We start from the raw sequence: 16,882 nt of genomic DNA, 5'->3' as shown, positions 1-16,882 counted from the left end.
AACTTCCGGATAGCCTAATGTACACAAACGAAAACCTTTGATATTTCAACATTATAAGATCATTTTTATTAGCCATATCCTGCTCAAAAAGAGAGCTATTCTTGTAGCACTTAAAGCTTTTTCAGTAACCACAGAAATAATTCATTAAAAAATTTACAAAAAAACAAGCCTAACTAATACCCTGTTAAGCTTATCTTACTTAAGTCTTTTAACCTCTATGCTGACTAGAGGATTCGAACCTCCGACCTCATCATTACTAATGACGTGCTCTGCCAACTGAGCTAAGTCAGCATTGTCTCACTTGACAACGATATTAATTAAACCATATTATCTGGAGATATGCAAGTCATTTTTGACCTTTTTTTATTTTCTGTTATGATTATCTAGTGTTAAACATTAGTATCATTAATAACAAAGCAAATTTAAGAGAAGGAGTATCTTTTTATGGCAGACATATCACCAATTGTCAGCCAATTACCTTGGCTGTTGCGAATCATCATTGCTGCCCTGTGTGGAGCGCTAATTGGCTATGAACGAGCAATTCAACGTAAAAGTGCTGGCATCAGAACTCACGTTGTAGTTGCGATTTCATCAGCACTTTTCATGATTATTTCAAAGTATGGTTTCGCTGATATCTATAAGCTAGACGGCATGGCACTTGACCCCTCACGGATTGCCGCGCAAATTGTTTCAGGAATTTCTTTTATCGGCGCTGGTACTATTCTAGTTAAGCGGCAACAGGTATCTGGCTTAACCACTGCTGCTGGTATCTGGGCAACAGCTGCTATCGGCATGGCGATTGGCTCAGGACTGTACTTCATCGGCATTATGTCAACTGTACTGCTATTCATTATTCAAATGATCTTCCACGATGATACTTTGTTAGATAAGTTTATTCGCCACATTCGCTTCAATATCCAGATTGAAGCAGTTAACAAGCATGGCATTTTAAAGACGATTGAAGAAGAACTAGCCGTTAATCATGTAGAGAACGTTTCCGTCAAGATCCTTTACGTGAATGATGAAAGAATCATTTTTCACGTTGATAGCGTAATTAATAATAATATTGATGAAAATGATATCATTATGGCCTTGCGTAAATATCCAGACATTAAGCGAATCAGTTATGCAGGACTAGATAAATAGTCACAATTGCTAAGTAATGGTTAATTCCATTGCTTATTTTTTACCTTTTAAAAGTAAAACTACTACAATATATTAAATGAAAGGAGTAATTTTATGGCAAATCCACTCGATTATTTACGTTGGCGTGGTGATCTGACTTTGCAGGAGAAGCCATTCAACAGCGTTGATGCTGCTTTAATCTCATCAATCATGTATTTACCTGCTGATGACTCTGTCGTCAATCATACTTTAGGAGAACTTGCTCAAAAGCTGGCAAAATTGCCTTCCTTTCAACACCAAATGCATGATGAAACTGGCGCCGAAATTGTATTACTATCCCAAAGTCCACGACTTGCACAATTAAAAATCCTTGATTGGACTGACAGACTAGAAAAAGAACCACATCCTCTGCAGTTCACAGCTGCCACCTTTTCCCTTGATGAGCAAACAATCGTGATTGGTTATCGCGGTACTGACAGTACCATGATTGGCTGGAACGAAGATCTGCTTATGAACTATCAACCAGAAATTTATGGTCAAAGTGTTGCCGCACAATATTTAACTGACATTGCTCAGAAATTTCCTAATAAGAAGATCTATCTAGTCGGCCATTCTAAGGGTGGTAATTTTGCACAATATGCCTTAAGTGCTGTTCAGCCAGAAATTCAAGATAGAGTTATTCAAGCTTTGAGCTTCGATGGATTGGGCTTTTTTAGTCAAGTTTACTCTACCCAAGGTTTCGTGCGGGCAATGCCAAAAATGAAGACTTACATTCCACAGGGATCAATTTTTGGTGCAATGCTTGATCATCCTGAGCACACCATGGTTGTCAAAAGTACTGTCAGTATGCGTAAACAACACGATCCACGACGCTGGAGTGTTGGTCGCGATAGCTTTACCCTTGCTCAAGGATTGGCTCCTGGTAGCCGCATCATTCGCCATGCACTGATCAATTTTAATCAAAACATCCCAGAAAATCAGCGTGGAGCAACTTTTTCGGCATTGTTTGAAGCTTTCGAAAACTTCGATATTAATGAACTGTATCAGCTAACTAATAATAAACTATTGGGCACTTATAAAATGGGGCGAGTCTTTCTATCACTTGACTCAGATCAACGACAATTATTTACCCATGCAATCAGCGATCTTTGGCACTCATACAAGAATAATTTAACTCTGCCAACTACTGCTAATAATTATGAATTGTATCCAAAAAGCAATGATTCTTATAAAGCTCCTATCTTTTATGAATTTTATGATATTTCAAAACCTAATTTGAAATTACCACCTGAAATCGAGCAAAAGCTGCATTAATGTTTCATGTGTAACACAAAAAAGGCTAAGCAATGACTTCATTGCTTAGCCTTTTTTAACTAGCTATTTTTTAGCTTTATCTTTGACATCATCAAATTTGTCTTTGACAGTATCAGCGGCATCATGCATCTTTTCTTTAGCCTTACCAGCAGTCTTCTGGGCTTTGCCTTCAACTTCTTTAGCTTTACCCTCTACTTTATCTTTAAAATCTTTTTCAGCCATAATTATCTGTCCTTTCCAACAAATTAATAATATAAGTTTATACTCTAATCATACAATCTTAGTAAAATAAATTCATTGAAAATGCTTCATTTTAGCTAAAAATTTTAGCAATAAATAACCACTAATCTAACAATTACCCATTTGGCTGATCATGACTGTAATCAAGATTAGAAAAGCGATTATACGGCTTAGAGAACATCAGCTTGATAGTGCCACGACTCCCAGAACGATTCTTTTCAATAATCACTTCTACTTCACCGTTGTCGTCTTCGGCTCCAACTTCAGTCTGACTCTCGTCATCTTCATCTTCTTCACGATAATAATCATCCCGATATAAAAACGACACAATATCCGCATCCTGCTCAATCGAACCAGATTCACGAATATCTGACAACACCGGACGCTTATCTTGACGCTGCTCAACCGAACGTGATAATTGCGATAGTGCAATAACTGGCACATGAAGTTCCTTAGCCAACTTTTTAAGTTGCCGCGAAATAGCAGAGACTTCTTGTTGACGTGATTCACTACGAGGGCCTTCAATTAGCTGCAAATAGTCAATCACAATTAAACCTAGATTGCCCTGTTCTTTAGCCAGACGCCGCGCTTGTGCCCGAATTTCACTCATTTTAATGCCCGGCGTATCATCAATATAAATCTTAGCAGTCGCCAAAGACCCAGAAGCAACTATCAACTTGCGCCATTCTTCTTCATCGAGTTGCCCCGTACGCAAGTGTTGGGAATCAATTAATCCTTCAGACGCCAGCATTCGCTGCACTAGTTGCTCCCCGCTCATTTCTAATGAAAACATTGCTACACTTTTATCCGTGTGCAAACCAACAAATTGTGCCACATTTAGCGCAAAAGAAGTTTTACCAACACCTGGCCGCGCTGCAATAATTACTAATTCATCATTATGAAAGCCAGTGGTCATTTTATCCAGTTCAGCAAATCCAGTTGGCAAGCCAGTGACCATGTCCCCATCTTCTGGAATATTATTAATTTCTTCAATCGTCGAATTAACAATTTCCTTGATTTCGCGAAAACCACTAGTATTATTTTCTGAAGAAACATTCAGAATTTCACTTTCAGCATCATCCAAAATGTCAGTGACATCATCAGCATCTTGAACAGCAGTCATAATAATTTTTTGACTGGCAGAAATTAGGCGCCGTAAAAGTGCCTTACGATGAACAATCTCAGCATAATAGGTAACATGAGCGGCAGTCGGTGTAGCAAGTGCTAATTCCGAAACATAGGCAATTCCGCCAATATCGTCTAATTGGTTCTTTTTCGTTAATTCATCTTGCAAAGTTAGCGGATCAATCGGAGCTTCACGGTCTGATAGCTCTAGCATTGCCTGAAAAACTAACTGATTGGCTCTTTTATAAAAGTCATCCGTTTGGACAACACTACTGGCATCCGCAATCGACTCAGGATCAATAAAAATAGCTCCTAAAACAGCCTTCTCCGCTTCATCATCATGCGGAATTTGTTGTGAGACAATATTATCCATTAATTATGACCACTTTTAGTAAACTTCAATCCAGTACAATTAATCTTGTTCAGTAACATGAACACGAATTTTAGCTTCTACACCCTTAAATAACTTAACTGAAACATTGGTATAGCCAAGTGCCTTGATTGGTTCAGGTAAGTTTAACTTGCGTTTGTCAACTTTAATTCCAAATTGTTGTTCTAAGCCTTCAACAATTTTTTTGCTAGAGATTGAACCAAACAAACGTGCATCTGTTCCAGCCTTTGACTTAAAGTTAACAACAGTTGCATCTTTTTCAAGCTCTGCCTTAACTTTTTGTGCTTCTGCCTTTTCTGCTTCATAAGCAGCCTGCTCATTTGCGTTACGTCTCTGTAAGGTGTGCATATTGGCCTTAGTAGCTTCTTTGGCTAATCCACGCTTAAATAAAAAATTCTGCGCATAACCATCTGGCACATTTTTAACTTCACCACGCTTACCGCGTCCTTTAACATCTTCAGTAAAAATAACCTTCATGATTTTTCTCCTTTATTCATTTTCTTTTTCATAAGTATCAACCGCTTCGGTTAATTTTGCAAGTGCTTGTTCAATTGTTAGATCTTTAATTTGTGTAGCAGCATTAGACAAATGACCACCACCACCTAATTTTTCCATAATGACCTGAACATTGATGTCTCCCATCGACCGTGCAGATATTCCGATTGTTTCCTTATCACGTCGAGTTATTGCAAAACTTGCCTCAACATTTTCTAAATCAAGTGCTGTATCAGCTGCCTGCGCCGTTACAATCGGATCAATCACTTTATCATCTGGACCACATAAAACTGCCATTTGCGGCTTAATCATCTTCAATGTCGAAACTAACTGGTTACGCTCAAGAAAGCTATCAAGGTTCTCTTTTAACAACTCACTGACGCCAGTCGAACTTGCGCCAATCGAACGTAAATAGCTAGCTGCATCAAAGGTTCTAGTTCCAGTCCGTAGCGAAAATTCTTTAGAATCCACTGTAATCCCTGCAAGCATTGCAGTTGCTTCGATTTCAGTCAAGACTCGTTTACCAGAACGCGGTTGCTGATACTCAATCATTTCTGTCACTAATTCACACGCCGAAGAAGCATAAGGTTCAACGTAAGTTAACATTGGATTTTCTGGAAACTCTTCACCGCGACGATGGTGATCAATTACAATAATGCGATTTTTCAGCCGGTCATACAATTCTTTAGCATAAGTAATTGAATACTTAGAATGATCAACCATCACTAACATTGATTTATTAGTCACTTTTTCTAAAGCATCTTTAGGAGTAATTAGTAAGTCAGCTTCTTCTTTACTCTTTTGCATCTGAGCAACTAACCGACCAACATCATAATTAGTTTTATTAACGTCTAATACAAAATTAGCCTTAACATCGTGCAATTGCGCAATTTTGACAACCCCGATACCACTACCAATTGAGTCCATATCAGGATTGGCATGACCAACCACGAAGACCCGATCGGCTTCTTTAAATAACTCACTAATGGCTTGGGAGACCATCCGCGCACGAACCCTAGTCCGTTTCTCCATTGGATTCGACTTGCCACCATAAAATCGGACATCTTTACCAGGTTGCGATAACACCACTTGATCGCCGCCACGTCCTAAAGCTAAGTCTAGATTTGATTGTGCCTGATCGGCCAGTTCTGTAATTGAACTACTGCCAAATGCAATTCCGACTGATAATGTTAATGGTGTATTGTTACGACTGGTTTCCTGTCGCATCTTGTCCAAGACTGAAAACTTATCTTGTTCCATCTTAGTTAAGTCTTGCATATGTAACAATAGCAAAAAGTGGTCTTCATCAATTCGCTTTAAATAAGCATTAAACCCTTTGGCATAATTACTCAAAGTGTTTTGCACGTATGAACTCATATTGGTCAATTCTTGGTCATGCATGGTTTCACTTAATTCATCATAATTATCAATGAAAACTTGACCAACTGCCAGCAATTCATCATTATACCTTTGCTCAATTTCAGCATAGCGAGTAATATCCAGTAGATAAACCACACCTAAATTGTCTTGAATACTGATTTCAAATTGATGACCATCCCACTCTACAACTCGATTTTCGTTTGTTTTAGCAGCTAAAGCTTCATCAATTAACTTATTCAAAGCAGGATCAACTGCCTTAATTTTATGTCCAATCAAGTCGTCATCTTTGAGATAAAGCTGCAAATATGGATTAACCCATTGAATTTGCCGACTTTCATCATAGAGTAAGATCCCAAGTGGCATCTTGATCATTGCTTCTTGCTCACTGCGTTTGATGCGATACGACAAGCTAACTGCAAAATTATTGGCATTGCCGGCTAAAATGTAAGCACCGTATATCGTAATTGCAACAGTTAAAATAAAAATTACCACCATTGCTAATCCAAACAGCGGATTCATAATCATCGCAATAATACTACCCAAAAGCGATAAAGCCAAGATGATCACTACCGAAGCCATCAAGCGTGAATCTTTAATAAAAGCAGGGAATTCATTACGTAAAAAATCTTTCATGCAAGATCCTTCCTAAATTAATGTAAAATACATTACCCTTATTATACCTTGTATCCCCTCGATAAGAAACTCCCCAATATCATGCTTAAAATAGCGTACAAAAAAATGCGGAAAGTTTATTCCCACATTTTAATTTTTTATTTGATTGTTTAATCTTCAGTAACAAATGGTAACAAGCCCATAATGCGAGCTCTTTCAATTGCCTTAGCTACTTTACGTTGATTTTTAGCGCTGGTGCCAGTGACACGACGTGGTAAAATTTTACCTCTCTCTGAGATAAAACGTTTCAACAGATCAACGTCTTTGTAGTCAACGTAATCAATATGATTGGCTGCGATAAAATCAACCTTACGACGATGACTGCCGCCTCTTCTTTGTTGAGCCATATCCTAGACTCCTTTCTTTAAAAGTTTAGAATGGAAGATCGTCATCAGAAATGTCAATCGTATCACCAGAGCCTGCAAACGGATCTTTAGGCATATTGGCTTGGTTGTTATTCGGCATATTCTGATCAAACGATCCCATATTTTGCGAATTATTAGTGTTTTGACCACCAAAATTCGCATTATTATTCGGTGTATAACCACCATTTTGACCACGGGTTTCACGATCTTTACGTGATTCAAGCAGTGAGAAATTGTCAACAACAACTTCAGTCACATAGACTCTTTGCCCGTCTTTATTATCGTAAGTTCTGGTTTGAATTCGGCCGTCAATTCCAACAAGTGAGCCTTTAGAAGTAAAGTTACAGAAATTTTCTGCAGCCTTACGCCAAATTACACAACTGATAAAATCCGCACCTCTCTCACCTTGAGCGTTAGTAAACTGACGATCAACAGCAAGAGTAAACGTAGCAACCGAGATTCCACTCCCAGTAGTACGCAATTCAGGATCACGTGTTAAACGGCCAACAAGTACAACTCGATTAATCATACTTCATGTCCTCTCTTTCCTAAATCACGAAAACGATAATAAAATCACTTGTCCAACTTAACAGTCATTGAACGTAAAACAGCAGTGTCAATCTTAGACAAACGATCAAATTCGTTAACTGCGTCAGCGTTATCAGCAGTGAAAGTCATAATGTGGTAAGTACCTTCACGATACTTATCGATTTCATATGCAAAATGACGCTTTTCCCAGTCTTTAGATTCAACCATTGTACCGCCGTTATCAGCAATAACCTTATCATAATTTTCAGTTAGCGCTTTTTTTGATTCCTCATCAATATCAGGCTTAATAATATAAGTTATTTCGTACTTAGTAGTTGTCATACTAGTGCACCTCCTTTTGGTCTAAATGGTTCTTGCTAAAATCAAGAACAAGGAGTAATGAATTTATTACTCGCAATCTCTAATTTTAGCACATAAATAAAAAAATTACCAAACTATCTTCACGTGATCCTCTGAGAAATTTTTACTCTAAAGATAATTACGTAAAAAAGCTTGCCAATTTTTTTCGTTTTTAAATTAATAATTTATAACTAGTCAACCGCTTCAGTTGAATCAGAAACTACTTCTTGGTCAGCTTCAGCAGGTACCAGTGCTAGACTTGCTACTTTACTTTGGTCATTCACTTTGATTAACCGCACACCGACCGTGCTTCGACTGGTCTGCGACACATTGTCAATCTTAAAACGAATCATAATCCCGTCATTAGTAATTACCATGATGTCTTGGCTACCATCAACTACTGTAACACCAGCAAGTGGCCCATTCTTTTCGGTAATATTAACGGTCTTAATTCCTTTACCACCACGACCTTTAACCGGATATTCCTTAGCCGAGGTACGTTTCCCGTATCCTTTTTCAGAAATAACTAAAACTTCATCGCTATCCTTGATCGTACCATCACCAACAACATAGTCACCGGCGCGTAAATTAATCCCGCGCACGCCAGCAGCAGTCCGTCCCATTGAACGAACCACTTGCTCGCTAAAGCGAACCGCATAACCTAAATGGGTTCCAAGCAAGATAGTTTGTTGACCATCAGTTGTTAAAACATTGATTAATTCATCGCCATCACGCAGAGTCAATGCAATCAACCCACTATTTCTAATATTAGCAAATTCACTAACCTTGGTCCGTTTAACTGATCCTAACTTAGTAACAAAGAAGAGATATTGATCATCAGCATCTTCTGGAATATTAACAATCGTCTGAATTCGCTCACCTTTTTCTAATTGCAGCAAATTGACAATTGGCAAACCTTTAGCTGTTCGACTAAATTCAGGAACTTCATAAGCCTTCTTGGAATATACCTTACCCTTGTTAGTAAAGAATAGCAGCATATCGTGGGTACTTGCATAAATTAGCTTTTCAATAAAGTCGCCATCTTTGACGCCCATTCCTTTGATACCTTTACCACCACGATTCTGAGTCTTAAACTCATTGATTAGCATGCGCTTAATATAACCGCTATGTGTTAGCGTCAATAAGACATCTTGCTTTTCAATTAAATCTTCATCTTCAATTGAAACGACTTCGCTAGCACCAATTTCAGTGCGGCGCTTATCGCCAAAGCGTTTTTGAATATCTAGTAATTCATTGTAAATAATTTCATTAATTCGTTCAGGCTTCGCTAAAATATCTTTGTAATCAGCAATTTTGGCTTGCAATTCACTATATTCAGCTTCCACCTTATCACGTTCTAGTCCGGTCAGTCGGACCAATCGCATATCCAAAATCGCTTGTGACTGCTTATCATCAAGACCAAAACGACTAATTAGAGCGGCTTTAGCAATGTCACTTGAGTTACTTTCACGAATAATATGAACGATTTCGTCAATATGATCAAGGGCAACTTTTAACCCAGCCAGGATATGTGCTCGTGCCTGCGCTTTCCCAAGTTCAAACTTAGTTCTACGAGTTACCACATCTTCTTGATGACGCAGATAATGTTGCAGCATTTCTTTAACGGTCAAGAAATGCGGCGCACCATCAACGATCGCCACCATATTCATCCCAAAATTAGCCTGCATTTGTGTTAACTTAAATAAATTATTTAAGATTACACTAGCACTGGCATCACGGCGGATATCAATTGTAATTCGCATCCCAGATTGATCGGATTCATCCCGCACACCAGTAATACCATCGATCGTCTTGTTACGTGCTAAATCAGCAATTTTCTTAACTAGTTCTGCCTTATTAACTAAATATGGCAACTCACTAACGACAATTCGTTCACGCCCACTCTTTTCAGTTTCAATCTCAGTCTTAGCGCGAACGACAATATTACCACGACCAGATTCATAAGCGCGATAAATCCCACCGCGACCCATAATAATCCCGCCAGTTGGAAAATCTGGACCCGGTATGGCCTTCATCAATTCCTTAGTGGTAATATCCGGATTATCCATTAGCAAATGAATTCCACTGATTACTTCTGACAAATTATGTGGCGGAATATTCGTAGTCATTCCAACAGCTATTCCGCTAGAACCATTAACTAGCAAATTAGGAATCCGTGCCGGCAATACAACCGGCTCATTTTCCTCATCATCATAGTTACGTTGCCAATCAATCGTATTCTTATTGATATCACGCAGCATCTCTACCGCGATTTTACTCATCCGCGCCTCAGTGTAACGCATTGCGGCTGGCTCATCACCATCAACAGAACCAAAGTTACCATGGCCATCAACCAGCATGTACCGATAACTAAAATCTTGCGCCATATGCGCCATTGCTAAATAGATCGAAGAATCGCCATGGGGGTGAAATTTTCCCATTACTTCCCCGACAATTCTAGCTGATTTTTTATAAGGCTTATCAGGAGTTACGCCTAATTCACTCATTCCATATAAGATTCGCCGTTGAACAGGCTTTAGACCATCTCGAACATCAGGCAAAGCCCGCGCAACGATAACTGACATCGCATAATCTAAGAATGAACTATTCATCACGCTAGTCAAATCAACATTAGTTATCCGATGATCTTGACCTTGATTGTCATTATTCATTTAAGCCCTCCTAAGCATCCAAGTTTTCAACATATTTGGCATTATCTTCAATAAATTTGCGTCGAGGTGCTACTTCATTGCCCATCAACAGCTCAAAGACCTCATCAACATCTTTGGCATATTCCGGACTAACCCGATCAAGCCGCCGATTTTCAGGATTCATGGTAGTTTCCCATAATTGCTCGGGATCCATTTCCCCTAATCCCTTATAACGTTGAACAAGTGGCTTAGGACTTGGCTGTAATTGACCTAGGTAATCGTGCAGCTCTTCATCAGTATCAAGATATCTAATTACTTTACCTTGACGAACCTGATATAGAGGTGGCTTGGCAATATATACATAGCCTTCATCAATCATTGGCTTCATGTAATTGTAGAATAATGTTAAAAGCAAAGTTCTAATATGTGCTCCATCAACATCGGCATCTGTCATAATAATTAGCTTATGATAACGAGTTTTAGTAATGTCAAAATCAGCACCAAAGCCTGTTCCTAAAGCAGTAAATAGAGAACGAATTTCTTCATTAGCCAAAATTCGGTCCATCGAAGCCTTTTCCACATTCAGAATTTTTCCTCGAATTGGCAAAATTGCTTGGGTCAAACGTGAACGCCCCTGTTTAGCAGAACCACCGGCAGAATTCCCCTCAACGATAAATAATTCTGAAATACTTGGATCATTGCTAGTATTATCTGCCAATTTTCCGGGTAAGTTAGCAATTTCTAAACCTGACTTTTTACGGGTTACTTCTCGAGCTCGCTTAGCAGCACTACGCGCTCTTTCAGCCAGTTGTGCTTTTTCGACAATTTTACGACCAACTTGCGGATTTTCCATCAAAAAACTAGTAAATGCTTCAGAAAAGGCCTTATCAACCGCTGTTCTAGCATCAGAATTTCCTAGCTTAGTCTTAGTCTGTCCTTCAAATTGTGGATCTGGGTGCTTCACCGAAACAACAGCCGTCATCCCTTCACGAATATCTTCTCCTGAAAGATTATCGTCTTTTTCCTTCAAAATCTTGGTTTTGTGAGCATAATCATTAACTACTCGAGTAAGAGCTGTTTTAAAGCCAGCTTCATGAGTTCCACCTTCATAAGTATGAATATTATTAGCAAAAGTCATTAATGTGGTCTTATAGCCAGCTGTATATTGCAATGAAACCTCTACGTTGATTTCATCATAATTTCCTTCAACGTAAATTGGCTCGTCATATAAAACATCGGTTCCCTTATTTAAAAAGGCCACATACTCCTTAATACCACCTTCATAGTGATAAACATCAGTTTCTGCACTATCTTTACGCTTATCTGTAAAGGTTAACTTTAATCCCTTATTTAAAAAGGCCAATTCCCGAATTCTAGTTTTTAAAATCTTATCATCGAAAGCTGTGGTTTCAGTAAAAATGTCTGGATCTGGATAAAAATGAACTTTGGTCCCATGCTCACTAAGTGGAGCATTACCAATCATTGTCATTTCTGACTTAACGCGACCACGAGTAAAATCAATATAATACTGTTTACCATCACGCACAGTCGTAACATCTAATTCAGTAGACAAAGCATTGACTACAGAAGCACCAACACCATGCAAACCACCTGAAACTTTATAGCCGCCACCGCCAAATTTACCACCGGCATGCAAAACGGTAAAAACAGTCTCCAATGCTGGCCGCCCCGTCTTTTTTTGAATATCAGTAGGAATTCCGCGGCCATCATCTTGAACAGTCACGCTACCATCTTCGTTAACTGTAATTTCAATTTTGGTAGCAAAACCAGCTAAACTCTCGTCAATACTGTTATCAATTACTTCCCAAACCAAATGATGCAGTCCTTGCGAACTAGTAGAGCCAATATACATTCCCGGTCGTTTACGAACCGCTTCAAGTCCACCCAAAACCTGAATTTGACTAGCATTATATTTATCAGCTTCTTTTTCATATTGCTCGATTTGCTCAAGATTTTCTTTATTATCAGCCATTTAATTCTCCTTTGCTAAACGAATTTTTCCAGAATTAATTTGATATATTTTAGGTTTTTTGATTATTTCCCGGGAAATACCTGCAAGATCAGTTGTCGTAATAAAAGTCTGCGTCTTGCCATGAATATAACTAAGCAATGCACCTTGGCGCTCATGATCTAATTCACTCATTACATCATCAAGTAACAACAACGGGTATTCTGAAGTTAATTGATGGACCAACTGAATCTCTGCTAGCTTAATGCTAAGTGCAATCGTACGTTGTTGCCCTTGAGAACCATATAGATGAGCATCTTTGCCATCTAATTCAAAACTAATGTCATCACGATGGGGACCAACTAAGGTAGTTCCCTTTTTTATCTCAAGTTGCTTATTCTGCTTAAAATTTGCTAACAACTTGTGATAGACGGTTTCTGTATCATCTTGTTCAGATACGTCAGCAACTGATGGGTGATATCGCAGTTTTAGTTCTTCACCACTAGAACTGATGCTTTTATAGGCATCCTGTGCAAATTCATCTAAATACGTTAAAAATTGGTAACGCCGAACAACGACTTCCGCTGCGACACCTGCCAGTTGATCTGATAGCACATCTAAAAAAAGCAAATCATGTGCTTCTTTTTTAGCCAGCTGTTTTAGATAATTGTTTTTTTGCTGCAGAACTTGTTTATATTTACTAGCAAAATACAAATATTCTGCATTAATTTGGCCAAACTCTTGATCCATAAATCGCCGACGCAAAGCTGGTGCACCTTTGATCAATTCCAGGTCTTCTGGCGAAAATAAAATTGCATTTAACTGACCCACATATTTAGATAACTTTGCCTGCTCCACACGATTAAGCCAAACCTTTTTGCCTTTTTTAGTGATTAATACTCGTAAAGTTAAATCAACCTGACTCTTGTAAACATGACCATAAACATTAGCAAATTCATCACCGAAAGCGATTAATTCCTTGTCACTATTAGTCCTGTGCGATCTAGTCAATGCTAAAAAATAAATTGCTTCTAGTAAGTTAGTTTTCCCTTGCGCATTTTTTCCAATGAAAATATTAACATTAGGATCGAATTCCAACTCAAATTCTTGTAAATTCCGATAGTGCTGCGCCTTGAACTGCTTCAGATACATCTTTTATCGAAACACATAGTTCGTTTGCTCTACTTGAAGTTGGTCACCAGGGCGAAGTTTTTTGCCACGCCGAGCTTCCTTTACTTCGTTCAACCAAACTGGATTTTCTTGCAGATACCACTTTGCTTGTCCACCAGAAGAAATGATACTTTCTTCTTTTAAAAATTGACTGAGGGTAATGTAATCCCCCTTGATCTTAAATTCCTTAATCGTCTTCACCTTCACCACTTCTATTTACCTATAAGTTAAGTATATTCGTTTCACTAGCAAAAAACAACTCAAATAGCCAATATAACGCCATATAAACGATGTTTTGTAAAAGATACTTTTCATAGTGAACGACTAAAAAGACACAAGAGAGTGCTGATTTAGTCAATTCTTAAAAATTTGGACTAAAAAAAGCCATCAATCAGATGGCTTTTAGCTTTTGTATTACTAATAATTATTAAAACGTTCTTACTGGCGTAATCAACTGTACAAAATTAATTGTATTATCAGCTGGGTTAACCGTAAACGGCCGCAGTGGTTGCGTAAATTCTGTTACCACCGAATCAGTTACTGAAGCCCGTAATGCATCACGTAAATAATCTGGATTAAACGAAATCTTTAAATTTTGACCAGATAATTGCTTAAAACTAACTTCTTCTTCAACATTACCGATTTCTGCAGATTCACCTGATAAAGTAACTGTCTGCTTTTCCGTATCCAGAGTTAAATCAACTACATTATTTCGACCGGCATGTGTTAATAAGCTTGCACGGTCTAATGCACTAGATAGTTCTGCTAAGTCAAATTCAGCGCTAGTAGTACTCTCTGTAGGAATTAAGCGATCAGTATCTGGATAGCTACCTTCAAGTAATCGAGAATAAAACAGCATATTCCCAATTTCAAATAAAACTTGGCTATCCCCAGGACAAACCTTGATTTCCGGATCAGTTTCACCAATAATTCGCGCTAGTTCAAGCAAACTTTTACCAGGAATAATTAAATCAGTTTCAGTTTGTGGACCTGCAGTTAAGCTGAGAGCTCGACTGGATAAACGATGTGAATCAGTGGCGACTGCACTGATCTGCTCTGGGCTAAAGGTAAAGTGAACACCCGTCAAAACTTGACGGCTTTCCTGGGTAGCAACTGCAAATTGCGTTTCTGTAATAATTTCTCGGAAAGTTTTCCCCGAAATAACAAAAGCGGACTCATCAGCAATTTCCGGTAATCTTGGATAGTTATTTGCATCCAGGCCATTGATAGTAAATTCACTATTTTCAGAAATAATTTGAGTTTGCATACTTTCTTTAAGTTCAAGCGAAAATTCTTTTCCCGGAAGCTTTTTAATAATTTCGCTGAAGAAACGTGCAGGTAAAACAATTGCTCCAGGTGATTCAACAGTTAGATCTTCACTAGTCGGAATACGTACTTCAATTGAAATATCAGTATCACTACCAGTTAGCAGTAATTCATTTTCCGTTAAATTAAGTTTGATACCACTTAAGATGGGAATCGTTGTTCTTGATGAGATGGCACGCATCACATTATTTAGATTATCGATAAATAGGTTTCTGTTAACTGAAAATTTCATTTTGGACCTCCTGAAGTTAGGTATGCTTTTTTATTATTTATTATATAAATTAGTAGTATTAGTAGGGCCTGTTTATTCTGTTGAAAAACACTAGTAGCCTTAAAATAGCGTAATTAGTACGGTTTACAAAATGTGCACAAGCCAGAGAGTTTTCCACAATTATACACCAGCTAATGATCCAGCATTTGCTTTAAGTCAAAAACTGCAGTTTTGATTTCAGAATCTGTTTTAATAGCACGGCTAATTTTTTCACATGCATGCATGACAGTGGTATGGTCTTTGCCACCAAATTCCTGACCGATTTTCGGTAAACTAGAATCAGTTAATTCGCGTGATAAGTACATGGCAATTTGCCGAGGAACAACGATTTGTCTGACCCGCTTCTTACCTTTTAGTTCATGTGTCGAAGTTTGGAAGTAATTGGCGACAACCTCTTGGATTTTAGAAATTTGTAGTCCACGGTTCTTCTGTACGAGCTTTAGATCAGCTAGTGCCTCGCGTGCCAAATTCACGTTGATATCTTCACGCTGAATCGTGGCATGAGCCTGAACTTTCACTAAGGCACCTTCAAGCTCTCGGATATTAGTGTCAACCTGCGAAGCAATGTAATCCAGTGTATCATCATTAATCGTTAAATCTTCAGCTTCAGCCTTTTTGCGTAAAATCGCAATTCTAGTTTCTAAATCAGGTGGAGTAATTTCAACTTGCAAGCCCCAGGTAAATCGTGAGACTAAACGTTCCGATAGATCTGGAATTTCTGTTGGTAAGCGATCACTGGTCATGACGATCTGTTTTTGATCGTTATACAGGGTTTCAAAAGTATGAAAGAATTCCTCTTGAATTCCTTCTTTTTTAGCAAAAAATTGAATATCATCAACTAATAATAGATCGCAAGTCCGATATTTTTTACGAAATTGGTCTTGCGTTTTGTTTTTAATAGAATTAATGAAATCATTGACGAAAGTTTCACTTTGAATGTAGACGACTTTGGCGTTTGGGCGTTCAGCCAACATTTGGTGACCGATTGCTTGCATCAAGTGAGTTTTACCTAAACCAACTCCACCAAAAATGAATAAAGGATTGTAAAAACTGCCGGGACTGTCAGCAACTGCCAGAGCTGCTCCGGCTGCGAGCTTATTGCCTTCACCTTGGACGAAATTATCAAAAGTATACTTTTCGTTTAACTTTAGATTACGAACAAAATTATTGTTGGTAATCGTAGGTTGGACAGGTTGAGTTGGCGTTTTCGGTTTAGGTGCTACAATTCGTTCAGTACTCTGCTCATCGGCAATCTGAAAAACTGGAATAACTTCAATATTAGCATAGCCATATGCGGATTGAATTAATTCTGAAGCTAGATTTTTTTCCCAATATCCCTTCGTTACCGGGTTTTGGACCACAATTTTTAATTCATGGGTATCATTATTGTAGGAAATGGGCTTAGTATTTTTGAACCAGGCGTTATAGGCAACTTCGTTAAAACGTTCGCGCATTTCATGATTGAAATGTTGCCAAAATTGATTAATGTCAAACAAAATA

At 38.3% G+C, this 16,882-nt stretch carries 15 protein-coding genes and 1 tRNA gene; 2 read left to right on the top strand and 14 right to left on the bottom strand.

Annotation, left to right across the window (positions count from 1 at the left end; all coding sequences use genetic code 11):
* Positions 1-218 precede the first annotated feature (218 nt).
* Positions 219-291, bottom strand: a tRNA-Thr gene (locus tag OZX56_RS00080).
* 153 nt (positions 292-444) lie between these two features.
* Here OZX56_RS00080 and OZX56_RS00075 point away from each other — a divergent pair.
* Both OZX56_RS00075 and OZX56_RS00070 read left to right on the top strand, forming a co-directional pair.
* Positions 445-1,146, top strand: a complete 702-nt coding sequence (locus OZX56_RS00075) for an MgtC/SapB family protein (protein ID WP_277125282.1) — start codon at positions 445-447, stop codon at positions 1,144-1,146.
* A gap of 93 nt (positions 1,147-1,239) precedes the next feature.
* Positions 1,240-2,439, top strand: coding sequence for an Mbeg1-like protein (locus tag OZX56_RS00070; RefSeq protein WP_277139706.1), 1,200 nt, complete (start codon positions 1,240-1,242; stop codon positions 2,437-2,439).
* Between the two features lie 63 nt (positions 2,440-2,502).
* Here the strand turns inward: OZX56_RS00070 and OZX56_RS00065 are convergent, their stop codons facing one another.
* The 13 genes from OZX56_RS00065 to dnaA all read right to left on the bottom strand — a co-directional run bounded on the left by OZX56_RS00065 (position 2,503) and on the right by dnaA (position 16,878).
* Positions 2,503-2,661 carry a CsbD family protein gene (locus tag OZX56_RS00065; protein ID WP_277125286.1) on the bottom strand — a complete coding sequence of 53 codons (159 nt, stop codon included), beginning with the start codon at positions 2,659-2,661 and terminating at the stop codon, positions 2,503-2,505.
* A gap of 133 nt (positions 2,662-2,794) precedes the next feature.
* Positions 2,795-4,177 carry a replicative DNA helicase gene (gene dnaB / locus OZX56_RS00060; RefSeq protein WP_277139705.1) on the bottom strand — a complete coding sequence of 461 codons (1,383 nt, stop codon included), beginning with the start codon at positions 4,175-4,177 and terminating at the stop codon, positions 2,795-2,797.
* 39 nt (positions 4,178-4,216) lie between these two features.
* The gene (gene rplI, locus OZX56_RS00055) at positions 4,217-4,672 is read right to left on the bottom strand and encodes a 50S ribosomal protein L9 (protein ID WP_277139704.1); all 456 of its coding nucleotides are present in this window, start codon (positions 4,670-4,672) and stop codon (positions 4,217-4,219) included.
* Positions 4,673-4,684: 12 nt separating this feature from the next.
* The gene (locus OZX56_RS00050; RefSeq protein ID WP_277125291.1) at positions 4,685-6,703 is read right to left on the bottom strand and encodes a DHH family phosphoesterase; all 2,019 of its coding nucleotides are present in this window, start codon (positions 6,701-6,703) and stop codon (positions 4,685-4,687) included.
* A 149-nt stretch (positions 6,704-6,852) separates the two neighbouring features.
* The gene (gene rpsR, locus OZX56_RS00045; RefSeq protein ID WP_277125293.1) at positions 6,853-7,089 is read right to left on the bottom strand and encodes a 30S ribosomal protein S18; all 237 of its coding nucleotides are present in this window, start codon (positions 7,087-7,089) and stop codon (positions 6,853-6,855) included.
* Between the two features lie 25 nt (positions 7,090-7,114).
* Positions 7,115-7,636, bottom strand: a complete 522-nt coding sequence (gene ssb / locus OZX56_RS00040) for a single-stranded DNA-binding protein (RefSeq protein ID WP_277139702.1) — start codon at positions 7,634-7,636, stop codon at positions 7,115-7,117.
* A gap of 44 nt (positions 7,637-7,680) precedes the next feature.
* A complete protein-coding gene (gene rpsF, locus OZX56_RS00035; RefSeq protein ID WP_277125296.1) occupies positions 7,681-7,977 on the bottom strand; it encodes a 30S ribosomal protein S6 in 297 nt (98 codons plus the stop codon).
* Between the two features lie 209 nt (positions 7,978-8,186).
* On the bottom strand, positions 8,187-10,667 hold the full coding sequence (gene gyrA, locus OZX56_RS00030; protein WP_277125298.1) for a DNA gyrase subunit A: 2,481 nt from the start codon (positions 10,665-10,667) through the stop codon (positions 8,187-8,189).
* 10 nt (positions 10,668-10,677) lie between these two features.
* The gene (gene gyrB / locus OZX56_RS00025; protein ID WP_277139701.1) at positions 10,678-12,639 is read right to left on the bottom strand and encodes a DNA topoisomerase (ATP-hydrolyzing) subunit B; all 1,962 of its coding nucleotides are present in this window, start codon (positions 12,637-12,639) and stop codon (positions 10,678-10,680) included.
* Entirely contained in the window at positions 12,640-13,767 is a 1,128-nt protein-coding gene (recF, locus tag OZX56_RS00020; RefSeq protein ID WP_277139700.1) for a DNA replication/repair protein RecF, read from the bottom strand.
* A 3-nt stretch (positions 13,768-13,770) separates the two neighbouring features.
* Positions 13,771-13,992 carry a S4 domain-containing protein YaaA gene (gene yaaA, locus OZX56_RS00015; RefSeq protein ID WP_277125304.1) on the bottom strand — a complete coding sequence of 74 codons (222 nt, stop codon included), beginning with the start codon at positions 13,990-13,992 and terminating at the stop codon, positions 13,771-13,773.
* A gap of 220 nt (positions 13,993-14,212) precedes the next feature.
* Entirely contained in the window at positions 14,213-15,343 is a 1,131-nt protein-coding gene (gene dnaN, locus OZX56_RS00010; RefSeq protein ID WP_277139699.1) for a DNA polymerase III subunit beta, read from the bottom strand.
* Positions 15,344-15,513: 170 nt separating this feature from the next.
* A complete protein-coding gene (dnaA, locus tag OZX56_RS00005; protein ID WP_277125308.1) occupies positions 15,514-16,878 on the bottom strand; it encodes a chromosomal replication initiator protein DnaA in 1,365 nt (454 codons plus the stop codon).
* Positions 16,879-16,882: the final 4 nt, after the last annotated feature.

The sequence above is a fragment of the Lactobacillus sp. ESL0684 genome, assembly GCF_029392675.1.
Classification (GTDB): Bacteria; Bacillota; Bacilli; order Lactobacillales; family Lactobacillaceae; genus Lactobacillus.
This window is presented reverse-complemented; position numbering and strand designations above follow the sequence as displayed.